21 protein-coding genes and 1 pseudogene are annotated in these 24,353 nt (G+C 34.5%); 13 read left to right on the forward strand and 9 right to left on the reverse strand.

Annotation, left to right across the window (positions count from 1 at the left end):
• Positions 1–193: 193 nt before the first annotated feature.
• The 3 genes from NMY3_RS08040 (at position 194) to NMY3_RS08050 (ending at position 3,512) form a co-directional block, all read left to right on the forward strand.
• Complete coding sequence (locus NMY3_RS08040; protein WP_196818389.1) at positions 194–673, forward strand: Dps family protein; 480 nt, start codon at positions 194–196, stop codon at positions 671–673.
• A gap of 650 nt (positions 674–1,323) precedes the next feature.
• Positions 1,324–1,503, forward strand: a complete 180-nt coding sequence (locus tag NMY3_RS08045) for a hypothetical protein (protein ID WP_196818390.1) — start codon at positions 1,324–1,326, stop codon at positions 1,501–1,503.
• 1,610 nt (positions 1,504–3,113) lie between these two features.
• Positions 3,114–3,512 (forward strand): response regulator, encoded by a 399-nt coding sequence (locus NMY3_RS08050; RefSeq protein WP_231100393.1) that lies wholly within the window; start codon positions 3,114–3,116, stop codon positions 3,510–3,512.
• 767 nt (positions 3,513–4,279) lie between these two features.
• On the opposite strand, the gene NMY3_RS08055 is transcribed toward NMY3_RS08050, so the two are convergent.
• From NMY3_RS08055 to NMY3_RS08065, 4 genes and pseudogenes are all read right to left on the reverse strand, one after another.
• Complete coding sequence (locus NMY3_RS08055) at positions 4,280–4,933, reverse strand: hypothetical protein (RefSeq protein ID WP_231100394.1); 654 nt, start codon at positions 4,931–4,933, stop codon at positions 4,280–4,282.
• Between the two features lie 6 nt (positions 4,934–4,939).
• A pseudogene (locus NMY3_RS17075) lies at positions 4,940–5,071 on the reverse strand (AN1-type zinc finger domain-containing protein); the annotation flags it as partial.
• A 389-nt stretch (positions 5,072–5,460) separates the two neighbouring features.
• Positions 5,461–5,661, reverse strand: coding sequence for a hypothetical protein (locus NMY3_RS08060; protein ID WP_196818393.1), 201 nt, complete (start codon positions 5,659–5,661; stop codon positions 5,461–5,463).
• A 458-nt stretch (positions 5,662–6,119) separates the two neighbouring features.
• Positions 6,120–6,764, reverse strand: coding sequence for a DNA-3-methyladenine glycosylase family protein (locus tag NMY3_RS08065; RefSeq protein WP_231100395.1), 645 nt, complete (start codon positions 6,762–6,764; stop codon positions 6,120–6,122).
• A 656-nt stretch (positions 6,765–7,420) separates the two neighbouring features.
• On the opposite strand from NMY3_RS08065, the gene NMY3_RS08070 reads away from it, so the two are divergent.
• The 3 genes from NMY3_RS08070 to NMY3_RS08080 all read left to right on the forward strand — a co-directional run bounded on the left by NMY3_RS08070 (position 7,421) and on the right by NMY3_RS08080 (position 10,228).
• Positions 7,421–7,639, forward strand: coding sequence for a hypothetical protein (locus NMY3_RS08070; protein ID WP_196818394.1), 219 nt, complete (start codon positions 7,421–7,423; stop codon positions 7,637–7,639).
• Positions 7,640–8,148: 509 nt separating this feature from the next.
• On the forward strand, positions 8,149–8,844 hold the full coding sequence (locus NMY3_RS08075) for a hypothetical protein (RefSeq protein ID WP_196818395.1): 696 nt from the start codon (positions 8,149–8,151) through the stop codon (positions 8,842–8,844).
• A gap of 433 nt (positions 8,845–9,277) precedes the next feature.
• Entirely contained in the window at positions 9,278–10,228 is a 951-nt protein-coding gene (locus NMY3_RS08080) for a magnesium transporter CorA family protein (protein WP_257720022.1), read from the forward strand.
• A 451-nt stretch (positions 10,229–10,679) separates the two neighbouring features.
• On the opposite strand, the gene NMY3_RS08085 is transcribed toward NMY3_RS08080, so the two are convergent.
• Positions 10,680–10,928 carry a hypothetical protein gene (locus tag NMY3_RS08085; protein ID WP_231100396.1) on the reverse strand — a complete coding sequence of 83 codons (249 nt, stop codon included), beginning with the start codon at positions 10,926–10,928 and terminating at the stop codon, positions 10,680–10,682.
• 873 nt (positions 10,929–11,801) lie between these two features.
• Between NMY3_RS08085 and NMY3_RS08090 the strand changes: the two genes are divergently transcribed.
• From NMY3_RS08090 to NMY3_RS08105, 4 genes are all read left to right on the forward strand, one after another.
• Positions 11,802–13,232 carry an MFS transporter gene (locus NMY3_RS08090; RefSeq protein ID WP_196818398.1) on the forward strand — a complete coding sequence of 477 codons (1,431 nt, stop codon included), beginning with the start codon at positions 11,802–11,804 and terminating at the stop codon, positions 13,230–13,232.
• A gap of 294 nt (positions 13,233–13,526) precedes the next feature.
• Positions 13,527–13,898 (forward strand): hypothetical protein, encoded by a 372-nt coding sequence (locus NMY3_RS08095; RefSeq protein ID WP_196818399.1) that lies wholly within the window; start codon positions 13,527–13,529, stop codon positions 13,896–13,898.
• 1,373 nt (positions 13,899–15,271) lie between these two features.
• The gene (locus NMY3_RS08100) at positions 15,272–16,972 is read left to right on the forward strand and encodes a hypothetical protein (protein ID WP_196818400.1); all 1,701 of its coding nucleotides are present in this window, start codon (positions 15,272–15,274) and stop codon (positions 16,970–16,972) included.
• 403 nt (positions 16,973–17,375) lie between these two features.
• Positions 17,376–17,654: a UBP-type zinc finger domain-containing protein gene (locus NMY3_RS08105; protein ID WP_196818401.1), complete on the forward strand. Its 279-nt coding sequence runs from the start codon at positions 17,376–17,378 to the stop codon at positions 17,652–17,654.
• 588 nt (positions 17,655–18,242) lie between these two features.
• Here NMY3_RS08105 and NMY3_RS08110 read toward each other — a convergent pair.
• The 3 genes from NMY3_RS08110 to NMY3_RS08120 form a co-directional block, all read right to left on the reverse strand.
• A complete protein-coding gene (locus tag NMY3_RS08110; protein ID WP_231100397.1) occupies positions 18,243–19,475 on the reverse strand; it encodes a cation:proton antiporter in 1,233 nt (410 codons plus the stop codon).
• A 208-nt stretch (positions 19,476–19,683) separates the two neighbouring features.
• Positions 19,684–20,097: a hypothetical protein gene (locus tag NMY3_RS08115; protein WP_196818402.1), complete on the reverse strand. Its 414-nt coding sequence runs from the start codon at positions 20,095–20,097 to the stop codon at positions 19,684–19,686.
• A 301-nt stretch (positions 20,098–20,398) separates the two neighbouring features.
• Positions 20,399–20,536: a hypothetical protein gene (locus NMY3_RS08120; protein WP_196818403.1), complete on the reverse strand. Its 138-nt coding sequence runs from the start codon at positions 20,534–20,536 to the stop codon at positions 20,399–20,401.
• A 215-nt stretch (positions 20,537–20,751) separates the two neighbouring features.
• Between NMY3_RS08120 and NMY3_RS08125 the strand changes: the two genes are divergently transcribed.
• Together NMY3_RS08125 and NMY3_RS08130 are read left to right on the forward strand one after the other, a co-directional pair.
• Positions 20,752–20,943: a CbtB domain-containing protein gene (locus tag NMY3_RS08125; RefSeq protein WP_196818404.1), complete on the forward strand. Its 192-nt coding sequence runs from the start codon at positions 20,752–20,754 to the stop codon at positions 20,941–20,943.
• A 196-nt stretch (positions 20,944–21,139) separates the two neighbouring features.
• Positions 21,140–22,213 carry an inositol-3-phosphate synthase gene (locus NMY3_RS08130; RefSeq protein ID WP_196818405.1) on the forward strand — a complete coding sequence of 358 codons (1,074 nt, stop codon included), beginning with the start codon at positions 21,140–21,142 and terminating at the stop codon, positions 22,211–22,213.
• Between the two features lie 52 nt (positions 22,214–22,265).
• Here NMY3_RS08130 and NMY3_RS08135 read toward each other — a convergent pair whose 3' ends face one another.
• Complete coding sequence (locus NMY3_RS08135) at positions 22,266–23,327, reverse strand: phosphate signaling complex PhoU family protein (RefSeq protein WP_196818406.1); 1,062 nt, start codon at positions 23,325–23,327, stop codon at positions 22,266–22,268.
• A 70-nt stretch (positions 23,328–23,397) separates the two neighbouring features.
• Here NMY3_RS08135 and NMY3_RS08140 point away from each other — a divergent pair, with 70 nt between their 5' ends.
• Positions 23,398–24,351, forward strand: coding sequence for a pantoate kinase (locus tag NMY3_RS08140; RefSeq protein ID WP_196818407.1), 954 nt, complete (start codon positions 23,398–23,400; stop codon positions 24,349–24,351).
• Positions 24,352–24,353 lie beyond the last annotated feature (2 nt).

Here is a 24,353-nt window from a genome sequence, read left to right on the forward strand (position 1 = left end):
TCGATCATTAATATTTTGTCCTCTTTTTTGATCCTTTTGGCTCAATAAAGTCATTTGGCTGGAGAATAGGCCCTAAAAAATCAGTTATGGATATGTCATTCTCAAAGAACATTCTCCTGGGTAAAAAATTTGTACTAGGTTTAATAACTTTAATTTATATTGTTAATTCATGCTTGAAAAACAAATCAATGAAATGAAAGAGAATATAGATATTGGGATCGAAGCAGAAAACAGGAAAGAAGTTGTAGGTATTCTTAATATCTTGTTAGCAGATGAATACCTGCTATTTACAAAAACACGTAATTACCACTGGAATGTAGTAGGTAAGGACTTTAAAGAGCGTCATGAATTTTTTCAGCAACAATATGAAAAATTAGATGTAATGATAGACGAAATAGCTGAACGAACAAGACAATTGGGTGGAGCCACAGTCGCTACAATGAATGAATTTATGCGTATAACCAATCTGAAGGAAAAGCCTGGTGAATATCCATCTGATTTGAAAATGATATCAAATTTATTAACCGATCATGAGAGTACCATAAAATACCTCAGAAAAAGTGCCGATAAATGTGATCAGGAATACAATGACATGGGGACTAATGATTTTTTGATAGGCCTAATGGAAACCCATGAAAAAATGGCTTGGATGTTAAGAACCCATTTAGACTAGAAGGTCATAATTAGGTCATATCTATAAGAAACTAAAAAGTATCTAGTCTCCTTTCTATTAATTTTGTCCAATAGGTGTTCAAAAGATACCATTGTGAAATACTTCAAAACCCTCTTTCCAAAGAAGATACTTAATCATAAATGAATGACATCAATAATTGAATCCTATCTAAATAGTTTGAGAATAATAATATCCAAATGACTTGTTGGGTTTGATATCATCATTACTTCCATCAATATCCGCCAGGTAATATCTTAGCACAATGGACAAAATAATATTCTATACAACTATGCTATTTTCTTGAATCAGTAAATTATCGAGAACTTTAGATAGTTTGAATAGTAACTGTACTTAACCTTTAGAGTATCATCCTGCGCGGGCTTATTCTATGTGACTTTTATTCAAGTATGCGCTTGCAGATCTTCTAACTGATCTATATGGGTAATCCTTTATTATTTTATATCTAAAGTTTCCTTATGAATTGGATAAATAATAATTACTTTGAGATAGTCGATTTTCATTCGACGTCCAAAACTCGTTCCTTTTCATATGAATGGTCAGTTGAAGAAAGAGGGTGGTTAAAGCTGTGAATATTGTAGAAATCCCTTTCATAGTGGAAGCTAAAACCATGGGTAACCTACAGACAAAAAATGTCATATTATTTTAGTGAATCGACTCACAGTCTTTATCTAGATAAAGAAGCTATAATGTTGGCCCAAGTACACGCTTGTGAGAGACTTTTGGATTTATCTAGAGATCAAACAGACACCGCAGTTCTTGAAAAAGAAATTTCTAAATTAATATTAGCCATCGAAATGATGAAAAGTTAAGTATTCTTTTGATCTTTGGATCACGATGACAGATGACAAAGTACAACTTTTCACCACTAAATTTACTTATTCAAAAGATTAGATCACGATTCCTACAAAAACTCAATTCCAAGATGGTTACAATAATGAGATTTACTTTTCTGCGAAAATTTTCGATTTTCGCTATTTGATGATCTAATATGCAATATCAACTATTTTCAATGATCGGTACCCATCATTGATCTGAAAATTATACAGACAAACTAAAATAATGTAGATGCATAAATCCCATGATAGGTACAACATGGATACAAAATGGAAGATCATAAATGGTGTGGCCGTAGCAATTTTCATAGCAGCCGTGTTTTATTGGCTTGCGAATTCTTGAAAAATTTCAGAATAGTATATCACTGAATTGTCTATATCATTTTATTAATGTCATTAGGTGCAGAAATATGGATGCAATGAACAATCTCTTAATCGGATATTTAAATGTAAATGGCCAACTTTTGCAGTCTTGGACTTAGAGTACTAATCTGACTTGATGTATTCTATGCTCTTTAACTATCTCCAGCTCCCAAGATTGTTAATGGAAGTGTAATTCCAAATCTCAGGTAAAGTCATCCAGTTCGTAGACGGCTTGTAAAATCAACAACAACCTTTCGATCATAAAGGTCTCAAAAATTCAATATGTTATTCCAATATTTCATGAACTTGATTCACATCCAAGGATTGATTTGAAGAACAAAAATAAATTTTAAGCTGAATACAGTTGTATAATTTTTTCTACGCGATTCCTTGGCTATTTGATTACATGCGAAATATTCCATACCTTGTCCCACGATACATCCTGAAATGAATCCTTCGTTATATGCTCTATCATTGGCTCCACATTGACTATATGCAGTTTGGTTGTACTGTTTATTTTGGTCTCCATTATATCCAAACCTTTAACATGCTTCAGTCAATGGGTCTCTTTTATTTTCGTCATCGTCACTGCTGGTATATATAACCATTGCATCGGTAATACCCATAGTTCCAATTATACCTAGGATTGCTATGATCGTTTAAATCCTTGACATGAGTTAGTTTCCTCTCCAATTATTTTCTGAAAATTGACTAATACAATTAAATTTGTCATCATGGTTCCTATTACGAATAGCTAGTCAAGCATTTCTATCTGGTACGGTCCGAAGGTGTAGTTAGTTTCAAAATAGTCCCAAGTCTTTACATGTGCTTACTACATTATAGGTACATGTCCTATTTTTGATTGACGCAAGGTGTGATGATAGTCTTCAAAATATGATTCATGAAATTCTTAATACAATAATATGACCTCTATTCCAAACCTTAGGTCCTAGACTGTTCTGTTCATATAATCAATACACTATAATGTGTCCTACTATCTTTTTTGGTTTGATTCTCAATTAATGAAGGGATACAAGATCAACAACATTTGTGGTCATCCTACAATACAATAATACTATTTTACAATCCCTATGCTATTGATTGCTAGGCATTATGATTTATGATTTATAGCTGGGGCTGAATACCATCAAAGTCATTACACTTTTAGCGGTATCAGGATCATTGAGTCAAAACTTAATAATTAGAAAATTAACTAAGGATTGATGCAATCTTCTAATTCGGTTGTCCGGAATAGAAAGGTGGTAATGATTTGTGAAGACGAACAGGAATTACTTGACCTTTACTCCAGGGTGTTGGGATTGAAATATGATGTCATAAAGGTTTGTTCAGGAGCTGAATGCATACATGAATACCTAGAGAAAAAGGCAAAAGGATCACCAGTCGATCTCCTTTTCCTAGATTACAAATTAGGTGATATGTTAGGTGATGATGTAGCGAAGAAGATAAAGAAAATGAATGGAATTAAGATAATTCTAATTTCCGCGTATAATTTGGATGAACCAACTAAAAATGAACTTATTGAAAATAAATACATCGAAAAATATCTACAAAAACCGATTCGAATGAAACAAATAATTCAGGTAGCAGCGGAAGCGATCTGAAATAGTTAAAAAAATCTTATTTCTATCTATTAACAAATTGCCTTTAGATTAAAGACAAGCTTTGAGAGTTTTCTAATATTAGATATCGTTTTGAGATAATGGATATTCCAAATGACGGCTAACTGTATCAGGTTAAGGTCTAGTAAGGTTTTGTTAATATCAAGTATTTCATCATAGTTCATTGTGGCCGATCTTCAGCTCATACTTATCGATATTATGACTATCTGTTTTGCGATATTAAACGCCTTCCCTCAGCAAACGAAAACATGAGAGATCACTAATCTGATGACTTGTCTAGTTCACTCTCATCACGATTCTGCGTCTCTGATGGTTGATGATATTAGGATTGGGAAAGCCGATATTGTCTTGATCTTGGTTAATTATGCTTCTATGGGTTGGAATATTTGTCTATTGTTCATGGTAGTAAAATATTCTAAAAGCCATCAAAAGTATCTGCGATTTTGGTATATTAACTTCGATCACTGGGATGATTGAGAGGACTCGTTCTCAAAACTAATCGAACAGTCACATCTATGATTTCATTTAGGTCAGCTTGTGTGGATTTTTACAGGAAGGGTGAAAATTACTTGATGGTTAGTAACGGAATTATCAGTAAAAACAGCCCTGCCGAGTACTTTGCATATAATGTAAAGATGAGTTAATGAAGGGAAAATATTGTGAGCAGGTGTTCCATTTTTATAGAGTACCATCCAATTCTGTGTTCTTGTAAAAAGAATAATTCTAAAAAGATTGGACTAAATCGCCTACTAAAGATATCCTATAATAAAAAGAGCCATAGCAGCTGCCATAGCAGCACCCCAAACTAATTTATTCCAATCAAAAATCTTTTGTCCATCTAAGACTCCCATAGGTATAAGATTAAACATGGCGATCCAACCATTAAACGAGGCACCAACTGCAAAGTAAGGATTATAGGAATTGTAAGTCAAAGTTAAAATCAAAAATGAAAAACCCATGGCCAAATTAGTAAGCGGTCCAATAAGAGCAACTCTGCCAAATTTGGAGCGATCATTTAGTCTGATCATCACTGCTCCAGGAGCTATGAACTTGAATGGCATAATTGGGAGAGCCGAAATTGCCGTCAGAATCAGACCATAGATTTCTGCTCTAAATTCTGCCCAGCTACCATAATATTGGGCCAGGAACTTATGAGCTAATTCATGAACTAGAAACGCACTTGTAAAAATTGCAAGGAATTGCCAGGAGAAATATCTATAATTATTCAGTGAAAGTCCAACACAAATTACTAGCGCAGTAGCTAGTGAGAGATGAATGAGTTCAGTCTTTGAAGTTTTTATACTCAATAAATTACCTATCGATCTTAAACCTGGGTGAGTGGATTTCTTATGCTGTTTGTCATTAAAGAGCGTATCTTGCTTTCGCTTATTGTATGAATACAAAAAAGCACATGAATGCTGTATTGGATTTCTATGATTGCTACAAAAGTATTCTTTACAATAATTACATCGAAAGGGAAAACCATCCAACAATCCACAGGTATAACACTGAATAGGATTTTCTTTTCTTTCCGTAGTCATATTGAATAATTAATGGATTCCAATGAGCATGAAATAGAAACCAAATATCCAGACCTAGTCAATAGTACCCTATCGCCATAATTAAGACACAATGGGAAATCTAGTTCGTTCCTGCTTAGATAATTGGACCTCACAATCCTCATATAATATATTAGTAGGTTCAATTATATCAAATTACCTTAAAAATTACAATCAGATTCGTTTTGGATAACATATCGATGACCGCCATTTGGCCAAACTGAGTTTTTTTTACTATTGTTCGTATATATTTGGAATTCATAGAACGTCAATTTGAGTTCTTGATTTTGAGGAAATTTCAAAATAGTTAATTATTTGATATTTGTTGGACATAGATTTCAATTTCAACAAAGCAGCATAATTACATCCTATCACTGGGAAAACACCAGGGACATGTTATGAGTATCTACGGTACCTTCCGCTGTTTTATTTGATGAGCTACTTTCATTGATTGTGGTCATCGGTAAATCTGGTGTTGGATCTTGTGCTTGCAAACTCGGAATTACAGGTATTACAAAAAGAATCAAGGATGCTGAGACTGTATAGATAAAGAATACACATAATTTATTCATTTCCCCGTTACATTAGTCTCAAAGTATTTAACAGCCATCAAAAATATTTACTTACATTAAGACTATTTGAAGTTGCCATTGTAATATAAGAATTAGACAACTCCCTCTTTTGAAATTCCTCTGCATTTTTGTTTGGTTTTATTCATTAGGTGCAAAACGAATTTTCCATAATATTTCCCAAACACAATAGAGCTTGATCAGATGTGATAAATGAAAAATTAGTAGAGATATCACGGGTGTTACCCCTCTAACAACCTGTACTTTTTATGAAATCCAATCAATTACCTGCACTCAATGCTTCGAACTCGTTAAATGAGTTAAATTTATTGAATCACAAAACAAAAAACAAATTAATCGCAATTCAAATAATCCAGGTAGGACGATCGGGATCACTTGGATAACAATGTCTAAATAAATTGGAGAATCTTATCCCAATTAGTTAAGAATATGCTAAAAACCTAACCTATTGAATCAAATTTGGAGAATGATTTCCACAAATACCAAGTAGCGATACTTCTATAAGGTTTCCATCTAGAAAATACTTCCAACATATATTGATGAGTAGGTAGTTCAGATAAATTATATAATTTTTGGATTGCCTTTTTTACTCCCAAATCACCCAAGGGAATTACATCTTCTCGTTGCAGGCAAAAGATAAGAAACATTTCTGCAGTCAATCTTCCAATACCCTTTACTTTAACCAATTCAGCTATGGCTTCTTCATCTTGCGGATCGGGTAATCCTTGAATATTTAATTCACCGGAGAGGATCTTCGTCGACAAATTCTTAATATATTCTATTTTCTTAAATGACAGTCCTATCGTAAATCTCAAGACAGTATTTGAAGTAGAAATAATCTGCTCTGGGGTTGGTAAATTATCGCCATAGTCCTGCAGAAATCTGAAGTATATCGCTTTTGCAGCACTACCTGCAAGCTGCTGATAAATTATGGATTTTAACAAAGATTCAAACAGATTATCGTGGATCTGAATTGAATGATTTCCTATAGATTTGATTAGGCTTCCAAGTAAAACGTCTTGCTTTGAAAGTAATTCTAATGGATCCTGATCCGGCATTCCTACACTAGGAATACTTCTGATCACGTTTAAAGAGTTACTTTTTTACCAACTTTCGTTCAATTCAGGACAAACAATATTTTAGTCTCTTCATAGTAGTAGCTGGCGACCAAATTTGGATCGTATAATTTTGTTGAATCGGAATCCTCACTAGGCTCTTTTTTTTCTATGCCGTACCAGATATTAGGAACTTAAATGTTTGAACATAGGAGAGCTTTATTAGTAAGATGGGTGGGAACAAAAATTATTAATGAATATGTTTTTTTATCCCTCACTATCCTACAACTAACAAATACTTAATAGATAAATCAAAATCAAGAATAAAAAAACATCATCAGATCCCCACAACATAAATCGTTTCATAAAATTCTTACTGCCATTGTTATTATCTTATAATCCAGAACAATCGATTTTTTGTTCCTATACAACCATCTAGAAATTAATAGATTTGAGCATCATAAACGGGTCTAAATTGATTGCGCAAACTATTCGTTCCTTTGGACCCATCGGTTGATAACGTTATGAAGGTAATGTAAGGTGATCTAAACTTTTCACTTTTTTATTTCAGTAAGCATAATCTGCAACACTTTTCATGGCGATAGCATCATAAGAAACTAATAACCGTACGTTCAAAAGAAGACAAATGTATCCATTTAGAGAAATTTTATCCAAGTAAAACTTCTATGAGAAAAGTTCTACAAGCAGATGGTGACTATTTGTATGGTAGCAGGAAAATAAGTAATACTTGTGCCACATCTCTTGTTATTTTTATTGGCGATTTGTATTCAATTTTAGAAAAAGTCATTCCTTCTAGGGTTGATTCAACAATTAATAGGGTCCAAAATTTTCTATTCCATGATAAACCAAGAGTAATACCAAAAGATTACATTGATGATATCTGACTGAATGTATATAAGACTAAGGTCATGCTGCAAATAGAAAAGAATCGAGGCATTTCTGATTCTGTGGTAGACTGTGAACTAGATTGAATGAATGAATAGTTTAGCAGGTCTGCAAATACGATTGTATTAAATATTAATTCGACTACTTTATGTAATTGTAACATAAGAATACATTACTATCTTGTTGTATTACCAACCACTGCAATCCAAATTCCGTCTCATCTAATACTGAAGGTGCTTTACTAAGATCCATGAAGGGGGCAAATTTCTTTTTCATGGGAGTTAGTCAAATGCCTACAGATAATCCATAAATTATCTTCGAGCTTATTTGGGGTAACCGAATCCGGATTAAAGGTCAATGCTTTCGCAATTTATATTGGAAGTTCCACTACGATAAATTATTCTAATTTCTATGATTGACTAGGTCCTCATCATTTAGCATGCGGGTCAGTGGATTCGATATTAATAAATTGCAAATTCTTAATAACAATATTGATAATATAGTTTCTATGAAATATAATAAATTTTTTTCAATTCTGTTTATCTCGATGATGGCGACAATTTTTGGCAGCATCTTAACAAACCCAGGTGTAAATACTCCTTCTTACGCAACATCTTCTTTAGGAGAATCAATTCAGCAAAGCCAACAAGATCTTCAATCGACCATAAATAACCAAGTCCAACAATCGATTACAGATACCATTAACAACATAAGCGGTAGTAATGATTCAACTGCTAACTCCATTACAAACAATCAAACACAAAATTCTGGTTCCTCAAATGACATGATCAAGGGAGGTATTACGAGCTTGCAAAATGATCCATCGGATAATGCTACCACTTGGATATTGGGCGGTGTATATAGGATGGAAAACCTTAGTTCAGAAGCTCCAACATTTAATGCATCTTTTTATATGGTAAAAACAGATGGTAATTCTTCTCATTCTCATGACATCTATGACCTGGTCTTGAACACTCCAATAATTGATAATACAACAAGTAATTCGACACATCTTAATGGTACGACAACTGTGACCATGAAAGACGGACCGATAACTGATGTACCTACAAATATTACCATACTAGGTGACAAAGCTATTAATATTTGGATAGACCCATCTAAAGTCAATAATCATTTTGGCGATTCGCCAATTTATGGAACCCAGGAGTTGAAATGTGTCGATAAACCTGCACTTTGTAAATGAGTTGATAGCGGTCAAAATGCCGCAACTCGACACTAGATTGTACAATACTACATAGAGAGAACCTAAGGACTATTGGATGTCCAAACATAGATCGAGATTAAAGATAACTATGAACTCATTTTATAACCAAACCTTCTTTTAGATTCTTATTTTTTCATAATGGAGAAATATAGTCAAAGTATGTGTCAATACCAAAAAATACAATAGTTCTAATATGACAAGCTCTATTTATCGCATATTCTTAATCGCTTCGGCACGAATAAGGACAATTTTGTAGTTTTAACTGTATCCATTTCTGTTCGATGGGGATGAGTATATCTTAATGTTTACAAATTAACCTTTGATGGGGTGAGGTTATTCTCCCAATACATTATATACTAAATTAACTATTGTATATCGATTTGAATTGGATTTTCCTAATTATGTTAATGGTTTGGAAACAATCAATAATCAAAAACTCTCCTGGGTTTACCTGGAAAGACCTACCCGGGAAAAAATGGATATAGTATCCAAAAATTTTCCTATTCATGAGCTGAATATCGAAGACTGTTTATCGAAGAATCAACTCCCTAAAATCGATCGATATGACGATCATATATTCGTCATACTTCAGTTTCCAGCTTCTCTCAGAGGAAGAGCTGCCCCCAACTTTACTCAACTCTCCATGTTTATAGGAAAGGATTATCTAATTTCAATTACCCAGGGAGATCTTTATCCATTGAATGATCTATTTAGAACTTGTAATAGCGGCGACCAGAAAATCAGGAATAATTTCATGGGAGGATCTCCAGGATATCTATTACATTCAATTTTAGACGCACTTGTTGATAATCTACTTCACATATTAATGAAAATTATTGGAAACTTAGACGACATTGAAGATGAAGTATTTGATGATAAAGTGGCAAATGCGAAGGAAATATCTATCCTCAGAAGGGAAATTACTACACTTCGTAGAATAGTCTTACCGTTAAAACGAATCATGTTAGAAATCACTTCCAGAGATGTTAAGAGATTCTCCAGTAGCGCAGCCGAGGAAGATCTAATTGATTATTTTGATGATATTAATGATCATATATCAAAGGTATTAGAGGCCCTTGATGAGTCAAAAGAAACAATTGAAATTTACAAAGATACCGATAACATGTTGAATTCGGAAAAAACAAACAAGATCCTCAGCTTTCTAACAATATTGTTCACGCTATCAATTCCAATTACTGTGGCAGGCACTTTTTATGGTATGAACATTGTAATACCTGGCAGCGTCAATGAGGGGGGTACAATTATCGATTACTTTCCACTCATTTTGACCGCATCGCTTTCGTCACTGGCTGCAGGAGTTATGGTGTTATACTTCAGAAAACTAGGCTGGTTCAATTCATAGGATTATGTTGGGGTGTGTCATTTCATTAACATCAATTTTGAGTCGATCTGAACCAAATCATTTCAGAAGTTATCCGATGTAGTAGAGGTAAACCGGGACTTCTCTTTTCTACTTCCACACTTGCATAATCCAACTAATTACTTAATTATTCTAATTCATTCTCTTTTGATTTCATGATTACAGAATAGAGATATTTTACACATTCAGTGGCAGAAAACAAAGTGCAATAATTGTGAATGTGTTTTAGCGGTTGAATTCAATTTCACTTGAGTAAATCGTTTTACAATCAACTAAGTAATAAAGCCTATTTGACCTAGTGGCATGTATTTTACTATTGCTATTTCTTGTTCCGATAAAGGAGAATTCTTGAACAGGAATATATCTCAAATGGTAAAGTAAACAATACCACTAATGTATACGATCCGATCAAAAATGATCCCTCAATATCATGTTATTTATAACTTTCAATATTAGGCAGTCCTTGTTTGTAATAAATTGTAAAGTTTTGACCTTGAGAATAAGGACAATTTTCGACTGACCTGGGTATACCGTCTGAAGCCTCGACTACGCAGGTACCATTCTGTTTTATCTTGACTACCACAAGCTCTTGAATACTTGGGCTAAAAAGTTGCTGTAAGGATCCACCCAGCAAGATGAAAACTAAAACTACCCCTGCAATTATAAATAAAATAGCTAACATTTTTGGTGAAAGATCAAAATCCATTTTTTTATTCCCAATATACTAAAATTCCGCCTTGTTATAATGCTATGTTTTTGTTTCTTATTGAAATCTAATTGGATCCTACAAATCCGATATGATATCTTTATATGATATCGATACCAAAATCGTTTATTTTACTAATTTTGTAGTCCCAGAAAGATTGTGGTATGAAGCTTAGACGCTTACATTTATGGTAATTATTTCTGAGGAAACAGTTAACAATATTAGTCAAAATTAGATTTTGACAACTTATCATTACATCATGTGTTATCCAACAATTTTCGTATAACGCAAATTGCTTTAAAAGTTAATGTATTCTAACCAACTAGATATCACCTAGTTACATAACAACTTAATAACCGTTCATGTCATTAATATCGAGAATTGGTAGGCAAAATAAACACCATTCGCCACAACGACTTTTTCTTCTCGATATGGATTGTCTTACTTTGCACGATGTAATGTCAGAACCGCGATGATTGATCTTTCTCCATCACCATTCTTAAAGAATCCTTAAAAGATATCCTGATTTTAGATATTCATAGAAAAAAGAATTGATGTCTCCTTATTTTTTATTCATACCAATCAGATTAACATAGTCATAGTTTGTGATCCCATTCTGACTAGAGCGTTACTGCAGTGATTTTCATCATCTATGATCTTGTGTCACTTATCAATTTTCTAATAGTCTCAATTTTCGAGCAAAAGAAATAATGATTCAATAAATCTCTTGAGATAGTTGACTAATAATTTATTTCCATGGGATAATCAATAACCCGCATAAAACAGTTAGATTCATAGGCTTGTACTTAGAATTGAGATTATTTCAACTAAGGATCAAGGATGTAATTTATGAATGAAAAAAATACTCAAAAAGCTGCATGGATTGCCCTTGCGATTCTCAGTTGCCTGGCACTAATAGCTATGTACGGAGAGACCATGCTAATTCCCGCGATCCCCTATTTAATAAATGACTTTGAAATCTCCTATAATACCTCATCATGGATTTTGACAGCCTATTTAGTTGCTGGGGCAGTAATGACTCCAATTATAGGTAAACTTTCGGATATCTATGGGAAAAAAAAAATATTGCTGACTCTAATAGTGATATATTCTGTGGGTAGTTTGTTGGGCGGATTGTCTAGTGATATCTTTATGATGATAATATCGAGGATAATTCAAGGCACTGGCCTAGCGATGTTTCCTGTTGCCTTCGCAATTATTAGAGAGAAATTTTCCAATGCAAATCTCGCTATCGGTCAAGGAATTTTTACAGCTGTTTTTTCAGCAGGTGCCGTAATCGGTCTTGGATTAGGGGCCACCATTGTCGAACATTTTAGTTGGCATATGACATTTCTCTCAATCGTACCTTTAATGGTAATATTACTAGTGGTGGTACTAAGGTGGGTTCGAATTGATTCGGAAAAATTCCTTTCGAAAATACGAGGTAGTATAGATATAAGCGGAACCTTGGCATTGATAAGTATAGTTTCAACATTCCTTGTGGGATTGACCTTACTACCGAATTCTATTTCTGATCCAAACAACAATTATTTGTTTTTAACCCTATCTCTCTTGATGATTTCGGTAGCCCTTTTACCGATCTTCTTTTTCACACAGAGACGGGCTCAATATCCTATTATGGATCTTAATCTTATGAAGGATTCGGTTCTCCTACCTGTCAATATATTAATAATGACCATTGGTATTGCATTTTTCATAATATATCAAACTTTGCCAATCTTGATACAAAGTCCTATCCCCGTAGGATTTGGAGGAGGTCCGGTAGCCACTGCAGGTGTTCAGCTTCCTTTTATGATTCTGTCATTCTTAATTTCTGTCTTATCAGGATTGCTAATTTCCAGAATAGGTAACATAAAACCGACTTTGATTGGAAGTATTCTAAGTACTTTGGGATTCTTTCTGCTCTACATCTATCACCCAACGGAGCTGATGATATCATTAGAACTCTGTATCATCGCTATAGGATTGGCTTTCGCAGAAATTGGTGCTTTTAATATATCATTGGTGTCTGCACCGGTAAGCAAAAGCGGCTCTGCATTAGGAATCACTATGTTGTTATTTTTGATTGGAATGTCATTAGGGCCAGCGATTTCTGGTATCTATTTAGAGAGCTTTAGATCCACCATTGACGATACCAATGAGTCATTTCCAGCCGAAGTCGCGTACGATTTGATCTTTTTAACCGCCCTATTGATCTCAATCTTGTCTGTAATACTTACTCTATTCATAACCAAAAAACTAGTAAGTAAAGCAACCTAGTTTACTGGACTAACCCTGCTTGATCCAACTAATTAGGATTGAAAATACTGGAATAGTAGTGTTCTTATTTTTCACTAGTAATGATATCTTGATGGCCTAATAAGTCAAGTATTATGATAGAAATTTGAATACTAATAATGTTACTATCATAGATTGCATAATTTGATGAATATCGTATAAACATTTTTAGAATCTTGAATGACCCTTTTGAGAAACCAATGTATCTTGATTATACTAGATCATTAAATAAGATAAAACGTATATTAGTTCCCTCGAATAATTAGAAATTGCCTCTTGAAAAGAGAACTCAATGATATTTTTAAAGCATATATTGTACAATTAATTATAGACAAGAAAACAGAAAAGGCGATAGAAAGTTTAAGTCAATTTTATGAAATTAGGCCCCCAGATATCGTTGTAGGTACGATCAAAGGAAAGAGAAGGACCGTATATGCAGTTTACGTTCATAGAGAAAGTAGAATTTATTGCATAAATTCGGAAATTTTTTACAATCCCTTCATAATAATGCATGAATTCTATCATCATTTGCGTACTACCGCTGGAGTTCATAAGGGTTCAGAAAAACATGCCAATATGTATGCTAGGGACTTTATTGATGCATATAAAACTATTATTAACGTTGGGCAAAAGCATGAGGATGCGTAGCCAATTTCAATGCTTTTATGAAAAATTAATTAAAAACTTCCCAAACTACCTTCTATCTTAAATTAATACATTGTTGTTATCTGCTTGTTAATTTGGAATACATTACTCCTTTTTTAGGATTGATAATTGACACCTCCTTTTCAATAATTCATAAAAACTAGAAATAATTAATTAAAGTAAGTAACTGACTTTTTTGTATGTTATATTCCTTGAAACACCAATCCTTCAGGGCTCATCCGCTCATGCCTTTGATCTTTTTCCTTTATCAGATGATTTTATTCTAACAATTTTTAACCCACTTCTTTGATGGCATACCATATTTATTGCCTTTATGACTTACTGATTGTTATGAATCAAAAGATTATTGATCGTTAACGTTTAATCATAACTTAATTGTTGAATCCATTGCGTCTGCTTGAGAGCTTTGATTATGATATCTAAATTTTAATTGGAAATATCCAAAATATTATGATAATCTTCGATATCTTTTTGCACTTGATGAATTCTTATTGGATCTAGATGATGGATATTCCATTACCAAATGACCATGACTATAGGGGATATGTTTTCAGTCATTAGAAAACCGCTCTTTTCACAAATGACCTATTAGAGTTTAATGACTTCAATAATCGTTTTCTTTCATTAGGTTTGAAGACTAAATGGTTGGTTGTTAATCAATTAGATTCAAGTTTGATGATTGTAACTAGTTTCATACATATGAAATACTATTTATTAAAGCCTTTAGGTTCCTGTGTTGGTCACACACTATTTACGATGATTATTTTTCGTGAACAAGTCTAGGTGATTCTCTGCGCATGCAATAGAAGTCATTAATTTCTTACTGAACCATCTAAATTCGATACTTTGTCAGTCAGAAAATCTATGTAATTTTAAACAAATAAGATTTGGTGATGCTGCAAAAATGATTTCACTCAAACTATTCATCTAATAATGGTAGCGTATGGCAGATATGCTTTATCTGTGGTAATATTATTGATTTAAGCTTAGTAGGTAAAGGACATCCTATTTATTTGCTACAATTTGGCATCTGTGTGTAATTTAAGGGATCCAACCACTCTCATGTTTTATTAATAAGACTAGATGATTTACAAGAGTCAATTCATGCGATTGGGTAGATGACTAATCTTTGGGTAAATATTGTCTGATAATGGTACTGAAATTGTAGCGAAATACAGCTAAGTTAGAACTATGATTTTCTTGGGGCTATTTGATTGAATTTTTTGTCATCGTATCATTCTTACTATAAAAAATATTGTACATTTTTTTAAGTAATGAGTTATCAAACTCCTTTATTATATAATGCTATTACTTCTTGAATGATAAAGATTTTATCATTGAGTGTGCTACTAATATTGATAGTACTAATTATAAGTGGACCGACTTCACAAACGGTTTTTTATCAAAGCGTTACTGCCCAAGGATCAAATAGTTACGAAAGTAGTAGCTCCAATTTTGATATTAATAGCATATTTAATGGCCTTCAAAACAGTTTTCTAAATCCAATAAATGGATTGAATTCCCACAAAGCTCCAGTTCAAGGATCAAATAGTTACGAAAGTAGTAGCTCCAATTTTGATATTAATAGCATATTTAATGGCCTTCAAAACAGTTTTACCGATCCACTGGGTCAAGTTGACATAACTTTTCCTCCTAAACTCTCTGACTCTATGACTCCTGTAAATCAACCAAGCTCCACCGACTCTATGACTCCTGTAAATCAACCAAGCTCCACCGACTCTATGACTCCTGTAAATCAACCAAGCTCCACCGACTCTATGACTCCTGTAAATCAACCAAGCTCCACCGACTCTATGACTCCTGTAAATCAACCAAGCTCCACCGACTCTATGACTCCTGTAAATCAACCAAGCTCCACCGACTCTATGACTCCTGTAAATCAACCAAGCTCCACCGACTCTATGACTCCTGTAAATCAACCAAGCTCCACCGACTCTATGACTCCTGTAAATCAACCAAGCTCCACCGACTCTATGACTCCTGTAAATCAACCAAGCTCCACCGACTCTATGACTCCTGTAAATCAACCAAGCTCCACCGACTCTATGACTCCTGTAAATCAACCAAGCTCCACCGACTCCATAGCACCTCAGAGCGATAAATCCAAGGACGAATCAAGCTCCACGGACAAACCCTCTACAACAGAAGAATCAAGCTCCACCGACTCCATAGCACCTCAGAGCGATAAATCCAAGGACGAATCAAGCTCCACGGACAAACCCTCTACAACAGAAGAACCAAGCTCCACGGACAAACCCTCTACAACAGAAGAATCAAGCTCCACCGACTCCATAGCACCTCAGAGCGATAAATCCAAGGACGAATCAAGCTCCACGGACAAACCCTCTACAACAGAAGAATCAAGCTCCACCGACTCCATAGCACCTCAGAGCGATAAATCCAAGGACGAATCAAGCTCCACGGACAAACCCTCTACAACAGAAGAATCAAGCTCCACCGACTCCATAGCACCTCAGAGCGATAAATCCAAGGACGAATCAAGCTCCACGGACAAACCCTCTACAACAGAAGAATCAAGCTCCACCGACTCCATAGCACCTCAGAGCGATAAATCCAAGGACGAATCAAGCTCCACGGACAAACCCTCTACAACAGAAGAATCAAGCTCCACCGACTCCATAGCACCTCAGAGCGATAAATCCAAGGACGAATCAAGCTCCACGGACAAACCCTCTACAACAGAAGAATCAAGCTCCACCGACTCCATAGCACCTCAGAGCGATAAATCCAAGGACGAATCAAGCTCCACGGACAAACCCTCTACAACAGAAGAATCAAGCTCCACCGACTCCATAGCACCTCAGAGCGATAAATCCAAGGACGAATCAAGCTCCACGGACAAACCCTCTACAACAGAAGAATCAAGCTCCACCGACTCCATAGCACCTCAGAGCGATAAATCCAAGGACGAATCAAGCTCCACGGACAAACCCTCGAATGCGGCCATTGAGAAACCCGTGGGGATTACCAAGGTGATATCTCCTACCAATACAAATCCTTCAATTGAAAGCTAAATTCTTATATCAGCAGGTCATGATATCCTAAAATTTCAATTTTTTCTCTTCCATCAATTGAGTTAAGACCTTCAACGAAAAGAAGATCCAAAATATTGTCAAGTCCCACTTTTTTTAAGGATTGAATGATTAGTACAAACTGCCGATAGCCAAATTATCAAGTGGTAGTCTTATGAATGCACATTTTTCTAAAGTCTTTTTTGTTTACCCTGTCATCATAATTCATTTTATAAACGTGTAAGACTTGAGCCTTGCAACTAGGTAATGACATGGCATGGGTTGATAAGAATTTTGATATCTTTTTGATAAGTTAGGCTAAATGACTTTCTAATTGTAAGAGCACAGCTATCCTTCAAATGGGTACTAGACTGATGTTTAATAAAGACCACCAAGTTTAGAGAATATGTCTAAAAATGATCAGCAGGGCCAGTGTGAGCATATTGTTCAGGCCGATTTGAAAAGGTCAGGGAATACCCAGGGTTGCGAAGAATGTGAAAAAACCGGTTCCGAATGGGTGCATTTGAGACTTTGTCTGACATGTGGTCATGTAGGTTGTTGCGACGCTTCGAGAAATAAACACGGAACAAAGCACTTTAAGGATACTATGCATCCTGTAATTAAATCATATGAACCGGGAGAATCATGGAAGTGGTGCTTTGTAGATGAAATATTTGCAGAATGAACTTTTCAATAAAAGGCAGACTAGTTGATATAACTCGATAACTTGTTCAAAATTCAACAGTAAAGTCTAATCAAATGATGACTTATTCATTTACAAATAAGCCTCCTCCATAAACCAACCTTTAACTACAAGTGTATTTTTAGAGAAAAGAGTAACCTTCTTGATCTTGTTATCGAGATTGAGCATTTGGGTGTAGACAATTTATGAAAGTTTTATATAAAATTCGAAAAACTTCAAAAATACCTTCTAAAAATATCTTTAAACAAGTAACGAATAGAATTCTCAAGGTCTTAAAATGAGTAATCTTTACGATTAATTAACTCATAATATTATTCGCATCTTATAAACAATACATAGAAATATTATAATAAAAAAATTCTCCGTAACTAGATTAAGGTGACCAATCCATTTTTCTCTCAGTCCATTACAAACACACAATAGAGTATTATTATTACCTGCAATTTATCCAAATCCTGCTCCTCTCTCTAATCATGCATTAGCATAAGGCTTGTATCGCTTATATATGCCTCTATTACTGTAGTTTTGACCACATAAGATTTACTCAGTTTTGCTTGTTACGTAACACCGTTAATCAGGTTCTGCTGATTTTGATTCGTTTGGAGACTTTGACTCCGAATTGACATTATTATTTCTATCAGCCAACTTTAATCCTAACTTTATCAAATACGGCGCCAAGAATGTAGAAATTAAGGTTATAGTTCCAATAATAGGTAATATAAAAGAACTCACTACTCCAATGTCTATTCCTCCCTTCGCTACAATTAGGGACATCTCTCCACCTCGTGATGCTGAAAGATCGATACCGGTCTGTATCGCAGTGATTTTACTAAATCCTTGATACCTTGAAGTCAAGAAAACAATAGCGAATTTTACGACTGAGGTAACGCCCACTAGTATTAGTGCGGGAATTATGAATACGGGAATCAAATTGATGTCCATTAATGCTCCTACGGAAACGAAAAATAAAGCTACAAACATATCTCTGATGGGTGTCGTTAGGATGCTTGTAACAGCGTGAGATTTTGATTCAGCTATTAATACACCTGCAAAAAAAGCCCCAACCGCTACTGAAATCCCAAGTAAGTTTGAAACATATGCAAAGCCAAAGGCAAGACCAAGCACAGCCACTACCAAAACGTCACTCTGATTTGTCCTAGCAACAAAATCAACTAAGCGTGGAATTGTTCTCGAACCTATAATCAAAACTCCAGCAATAAATGCTATCGTTATACCTATAGGGATTAGGATTTCCACTATGGATATATTTCCCGTTACGGTGGTGGAATGTAACAAGGCAAATATAGATAGTATTATTATGTCTTCAATTATTAGAATTCCCAGAGTAAGGTATGAAGCCTCTTCTCTTAGGATCTTTAATTCTTCTAAAACCTTCATTATTACCACTGTGCTAGAAACCGATAATGCAACTGCCATAAACAGGCTATCATAAAACGACATATTCAGTGCCTGACCCACAAAAAACCCTGCAATCATTGTTCCAGTTTGTTCAGCTAAAGTGATGATCGTAGCCCTTTTACCAATCTTCCTTAAATTTCTAATAGGGAATTCCATTCCGACTGTAAAGAGCAGCAAAATTATTCCAATTTCTGCAAATAAATTTAAGACTTCTACATTACTGATGAAACTGAAAGGAGGGGTATGTGGGCCAATTATTATGCCAGCTCCTATGTATCCCAAAATAAGTGGCTGCTTCAATTTATATGAAATAATCGTCATTACTGCTGCGATTATCATTATTGTCGCAAAATCTTGTAAAATTTGAGTTATTTCTATAGCCACATTAAAAATTAATATATATATTATATAAATAATTGTAATTGTTTATTCGATTTTATATTGAATGATCCTTGCTAACTAGAATGTGAAAATCGAAATCTGATAATAATACAGAGTCTTATTTCAAATCAAAATTATTTTGAAATTGTATCAACAAATTGTTTCACAGAAGTATATGATACAACCTCATTTATTGTAACTTTATTCCTGGTTAAAGGATCTTTTCGCCTTCCGCGGTTATTTTATAATGGTCGACATTATTTGCGCTAACAAAAAAATAGAAATCTCTCTCATACCCTGGTTTAAATGTTGACGAAGGAGGAGTTATGAATCTACTAGTTTCTGAGACCGTGGTATTTTTGTGATCAAATAATTCCACAAGAACCTTTACATCTCTCACATCGAAAGTCGAATTATTTATGGCAGTGCCTTTAACAGATATTAATCCTGTTGGGCTCTCTCCTACTTCAATTTCTTTAAGTTCAAGATTAACTATTGTGCTAGATAGTGAATATATCATTCCTTGTTCTTGGGAGTTTATTTGATTCGCTGTTAGATCTAATAGAAATATGAAGACTAATAGAACGCTTGGTATTAATATGAAGGATTTTCTTATTATATTCACCCTTTTTCCTCTCCCTACTTAATATTTCATACCGTAACCTAGATATGAATTGTTCTTCGGAAGGTAAAGGTACTTTAACTTGACAAAAATTTATAGATTTTGCTCTTGAATCTAAGATTAAGCTAATTGCGCAGTAACAGCATCATAAGATTGTGAAAAATACTACAAAGATAATTGAAAATGAATGTCTTGATTTATTCAATAAATGAGCAATTATCTTGACGTAGTAAGTAAATGTCTGAATTGAATTTTCATATTTTATAAAGACATCGTTATACAGAATAGATCCTAAGAATTGTACTTAATTTGCTCTGTTTCCATCTTCTACTTCAATAATTTGGTCGTCTGGATATTTGACCACCTTAATATTACAATGCTTGCACTCGTAGTATTGAATGTCGTGCCTATGACTAATAGATCCATTAAGCCAGATCATCATATTTCCACATCTTAAACAAGACATAGTCATAAACATGTGTGACAAATCTGTGATATTAAATTCTTTTGATCACTTATAAATTTAGATAAAAAATCAATTAGAAAAAAGTTTGCAGGTCATAAACCCATCAACTTTCCTCAACCGGAATTTACACAATCATTTATATAATAAAGACAAATGGTAAAATTATGAGTTTGTACCCCGAGCTTAGAGTTATGAACAATGACAGTGTACCAAAACTAGCAATTGGTATCTTAGCCGTCATAGCAATTTTTAGTATTTATATAGTAGGATATGACCAAGGACAGCTTTTTAGTTTGGTGCAAGGAAGCGAAGCTTTTGACACAATGTGGCTTCATGAATTTACTCATGATATTAGACATGCTGCAGGTTTTCCATGTCACTAGAATCATCAAATCTTTTCTTTTTAGCCTGATATTCTTAAAGATAAACAATATTTCACATTTTTTAATCCATTCATTAGAATCACCTCTGAATAAAATCATTTTCCATTAAATACAGTAAATCATGACATTGTCTTTTAATCAGAATTTCTAAGTTGTAAAATTTATATTAAAATTGTATATGATAGAGATCGTAGCCATGGGTAAAAAAATAAATGTCGCAATTGCCGGCGTAGGAAATTGCGCTTCTGCTCTCGTTCAAGGAATTCATTATTATAATTCTAATTCTTCGTCTAAGGATTCTGTCGGTCTTACTTCCTTTGACCTTGGTGGCTATGAGCCAGGTGATATTAATTTTGTTGCTGCGTTTGATATTGCAGAAGCAAAAGTAGGAAAGGACTTGTCTGAAGCTGTCCTCTCACCACCAAATAATGCCATTCAAATTGTTGATGTTCCCCATACTGGAATTAAAGTTCAAAAAGGTAACGTGCTAGATGGAGCAGGAAGGCATTTTTCCGAGGTAGTAAAGCTTTCTGATAAGACACATGTCGAGGTTTACGATGTACTTAGAGAAACACATACTGATATCTTGATTAATTATTTGCCTGTGGGTAGTAGAGAGGCTAGCAGATATTACGCAGAAAAATGCCTAGAAGCAGGTGTTTGTTTCATTAATGCAATCCCTGTTTTCATATCGTCAGATTCTAATTGGCAAAAACGCTTCGTTGAAAAAAATGTTCCATGTGCAGGAGATGATGTAATGAGCCAATTGGGAGCTACTGTAGTTCACAAGACCTTGGCTAAGTTGTGGGTGGACAGAGGAGTATTGATAGATGAGACATATCAATTGAATATTGGCGGGGACATGGATTTTTACAATATGCTAGATGAAGAACGATTGGAAGACAAGCGAGTTAGCAAGACTTCAGCTGTACAGGCTATGATACCATATGACGTGCCGATGCGGATAGGTCCATCTGATTACGTTAATTTTCTTCATAACGATAAGGTTTGCTATATTTACATGAAAGGTAGATTTTTTGGAAAGGTGCCATTAGAATTAGATGTGAAACTCCGTGTCCCGGATGCCTATAACAGTTCAGGTGTGATGATTGATGCAATTAGAGGCGCGAAAATCGCACTTGATAGAAATATTTCTGGACCATTAGAAAGTATCTCTGCATATTGTTTTAAACACCCTCCAGTCCAAATGTCATACTCAAACGCCAAATCAAATTTCATTGATTTCATTGACGGAAAGAAGGAACGATAGACTGAATTTGGTTTATTTTCAGCAGGCCAAAACCCATCATTGATTTTCAAACTTATTTTAGCATATATGTTGGTTTTGCCAAATCAGTAATATCTATCCAACATTTAGCTATCTTGTCTAGGCAGGAAATACTGTTTATCATTGCAATAGAATACTTATCGTTAATCACGATCTCCTTATCAGATGTTATATGCTTTTTTAATTCAGAAATTAATTCTTTAAATTCTTCATAGTTTTCATTTACCTTAAATGCCTTATCCCTGCTTGTACTTGTAAAAGCTTCGATGGAATAGTGCTGCATTTCTTCCAATGAATACCCGGTTTTTCTAATCAAGTCGGCAATCTGTTTTTTTTCCCTAAGTTCAGATAGGTAGGATACCAATTCTGCTATTAAATCTCCTGCATTTTCAAGATAATTGGCTGCTATTCTATAGTCAAGCATATCGATATTGCTTAAATTCAGGTTGCTCGCAAGTTTCTTGTTCATAATAGCTGTTCTTATTACTCTGACGAGAAGGAAATATTGTCTGTCTATTTCATCATCTCTACTGTCAATTTTTTTCTTTAGATCTCTTCCAAAGCCTTCACTAAGGGAACGAATCGTTTCCTTGAACATACCTGTTATGATCGAGTTCATCATACTCAATATTTTTTCAATGTTTAAGGTTTTAGCATCAATTAGGAATTGAAGATGTATGTTATAGCTATTCTCATCAACAATTTCTAGTCCAATCAATTTTCTGGTGGCCTTCTTTATTGTTTCACTGTCTTCAAATGATATCTGATTCTTCGAATGAATGTTTATCCTATTATATCCCAGCAGGTAAGCACCAAAAATTTTATTTAAGAGTATTTTGATTACCTTATCTTTGATTTCTACCTGTTCAATTATGTCATTTTGTGATTGTTGGTTACTATCCTCCTGCCCATACTCAAATTCTATTTTTATTTCTTCTTCTTGGTAATCATTATAAATTGAAACGGTGTTGTCAATATTAGTTTCTACAGTTAGGTTGTTTCCCTTGCCTAGGGAATTCTTCTTAATCCAGTCATTTGGAAGCGATATAAGAATACTACTTCCAATTTGCTGTAATATTCGAGTATATATTGTCATAATTTATATATATGAATATAAATAAATTATACTATATTTTTATATTTACTTTTGATGTTTATGGAGTGTAGTGGTTTTAGTTACTCAAGTGCCTGTGGCAGTGGCAAAGGCGTATAGTCCTGGTCACATTACTGGCTTCTTTTCCACACCGGACCCGCATATTTCCACGACAGATCCAAAATTTCTTGGATCGATGGGTGCTGGTTTTAGTATTAATAAAGGAATTACATCTACTGTTAAAGTATTTTCTTCGAATGAAAAGAACTACGAAATAAGACTAAACGGGATCCCTAATTTTGAGCTAAAGGTATCAAATTTTGTCGTGGCCTCTTACATGCAGTTAATCCGGGAGCCTGTTTATCTTTCAATTGAACATGAATCTGAATTACCTATTGGGTATGGGTTGGGGTCCAGTGGTTCGGCCGCGCTAAGTCTTTCTTATGCACTTAATGAGGCGTTAAAAACTAACTTAACCAAAGTCCAAGCAGCACAAATAGCACACAACGGTGATATAGCTTGCAGAACTGGGCTGGGAACAGTCATATCGGAATTTACTGGTGGTTTTGAGCTGAGATTGAAGGTTGGCGGACCGGGCATTGGTCAAGTTATTAAGTCTGAATTGTCAACAGACTGGTGTGTTATCGTTTTATGTCTTGAACCCATTAAAACAGAACTATGGCTTGATAAGTCCGTTACGAATGAGAATAAACATTCCTTGAATCTTTTGGGTAGAAAAATGGTGCATGATTTGTATCAAAATCAAAATGTAGGATCATTTCTCGAAATGTCTTATCAATTTGCTCGTGAATATCATTTGGATGAGGGCAAATGTCAAAACCCAATAAACCTTTTGCAGGCGGAGGGCATTAAGGCTAGCGTGGCACTCTTTGGACATACTTTGTTTACTCTAACCGAACGAGATAAGGTACGTAGAATTGTGAAGTTATTAGAACAATTTAAGGGACAATTACTTGTCTGTGGCGTTGATAATTTGGGCGCCAGACTGATTAGAAGAAATGACTAAGC

The sequence above is a fragment of the Candidatus Nitrosocosmicus oleophilus genome (assembly GCF_000802205.1).
GTDB lineage: Archaea > Thermoproteota > Nitrososphaeria > Nitrososphaerales > Nitrososphaeraceae > Nitrosocosmicus > Nitrosocosmicus oleophilus.

Coding starts and splice junctions, on each gene's coding strand:
- NMY3_RS08130 (WP_196818405.1), top strand. CDS start 21,140: ATGGGTAAAAAAATAAATGTCGCAATTGCCGGCGTAGGAAATTGCGCT.
- NMY3_RS08105 (WP_196818401.1), top strand. CDS start 17,376: ATGTCTAAAAATGATCAGCAGGGCCAGTGTGAGCATATTGTTCAGGCC.
- NMY3_RS08135 (WP_196818406.1), bottom strand. CDS start 23,327: ATGACAATATATACTCGAATATTACAGCAAATTGGAAGTAGTATTCTT.
- NMY3_RS08120 (WP_196818403.1), bottom strand. CDS start 20,536: ATGATGATCTGGCTTAATGGATCTATTAGTCATAGGCACGACATTCAA.
- NMY3_RS08050 (WP_231100393.1), top strand. CDS start 3,114: ATGCAATCTTCTAATTCGGTTGTCCGGAATAGAAAGGTGGTAATGATT.
- NMY3_RS08070 (WP_196818394.1), top strand. CDS start 7,421: ATGAGAAAAGTTCTACAAGCAGATGGTGACTATTTGTATGGTAGCAGG.
- NMY3_RS08085 (WP_231100396.1), bottom strand. CDS start 10,928: ATGTTAGCTATTTTATTTATAATTGCAGGGGTAGTTTTAGTTTTCATC.
- NMY3_RS08060 (WP_196818393.1), bottom strand. CDS start 5,661: ATGAATAAATTATGTGTATTCTTTATCTATACAGTCTCAGCATCCTTG.
- NMY3_RS08040 (WP_196818389.1), top strand. CDS start 194: ATGAAAGAGAATATAGATATTGGGATCGAAGCAGAAAACAGGAAAGAA.
- NMY3_RS08090 (WP_196818398.1), top strand. CDS start 11,802: ATGAATGAAAAAAATACTCAAAAAGCTGCATGGATTGCCCTTGCGATT.
- NMY3_RS08045 (WP_196818390.1), top strand. CDS start 1,324: ATGTCATATTATTTTAGTGAATCGACTCACAGTCTTTATCTAGATAAA.
- NMY3_RS08125 (WP_196818404.1), top strand. CDS start 20,752: ATGAACAATGACAGTGTACCAAAACTAGCAATTGGTATCTTAGCCGTC.
- NMY3_RS08075 (WP_196818395.1), top strand. CDS start 8,149: ATGAAATATAATAAATTTTTTTCAATTCTGTTTATCTCGATGATGGCG.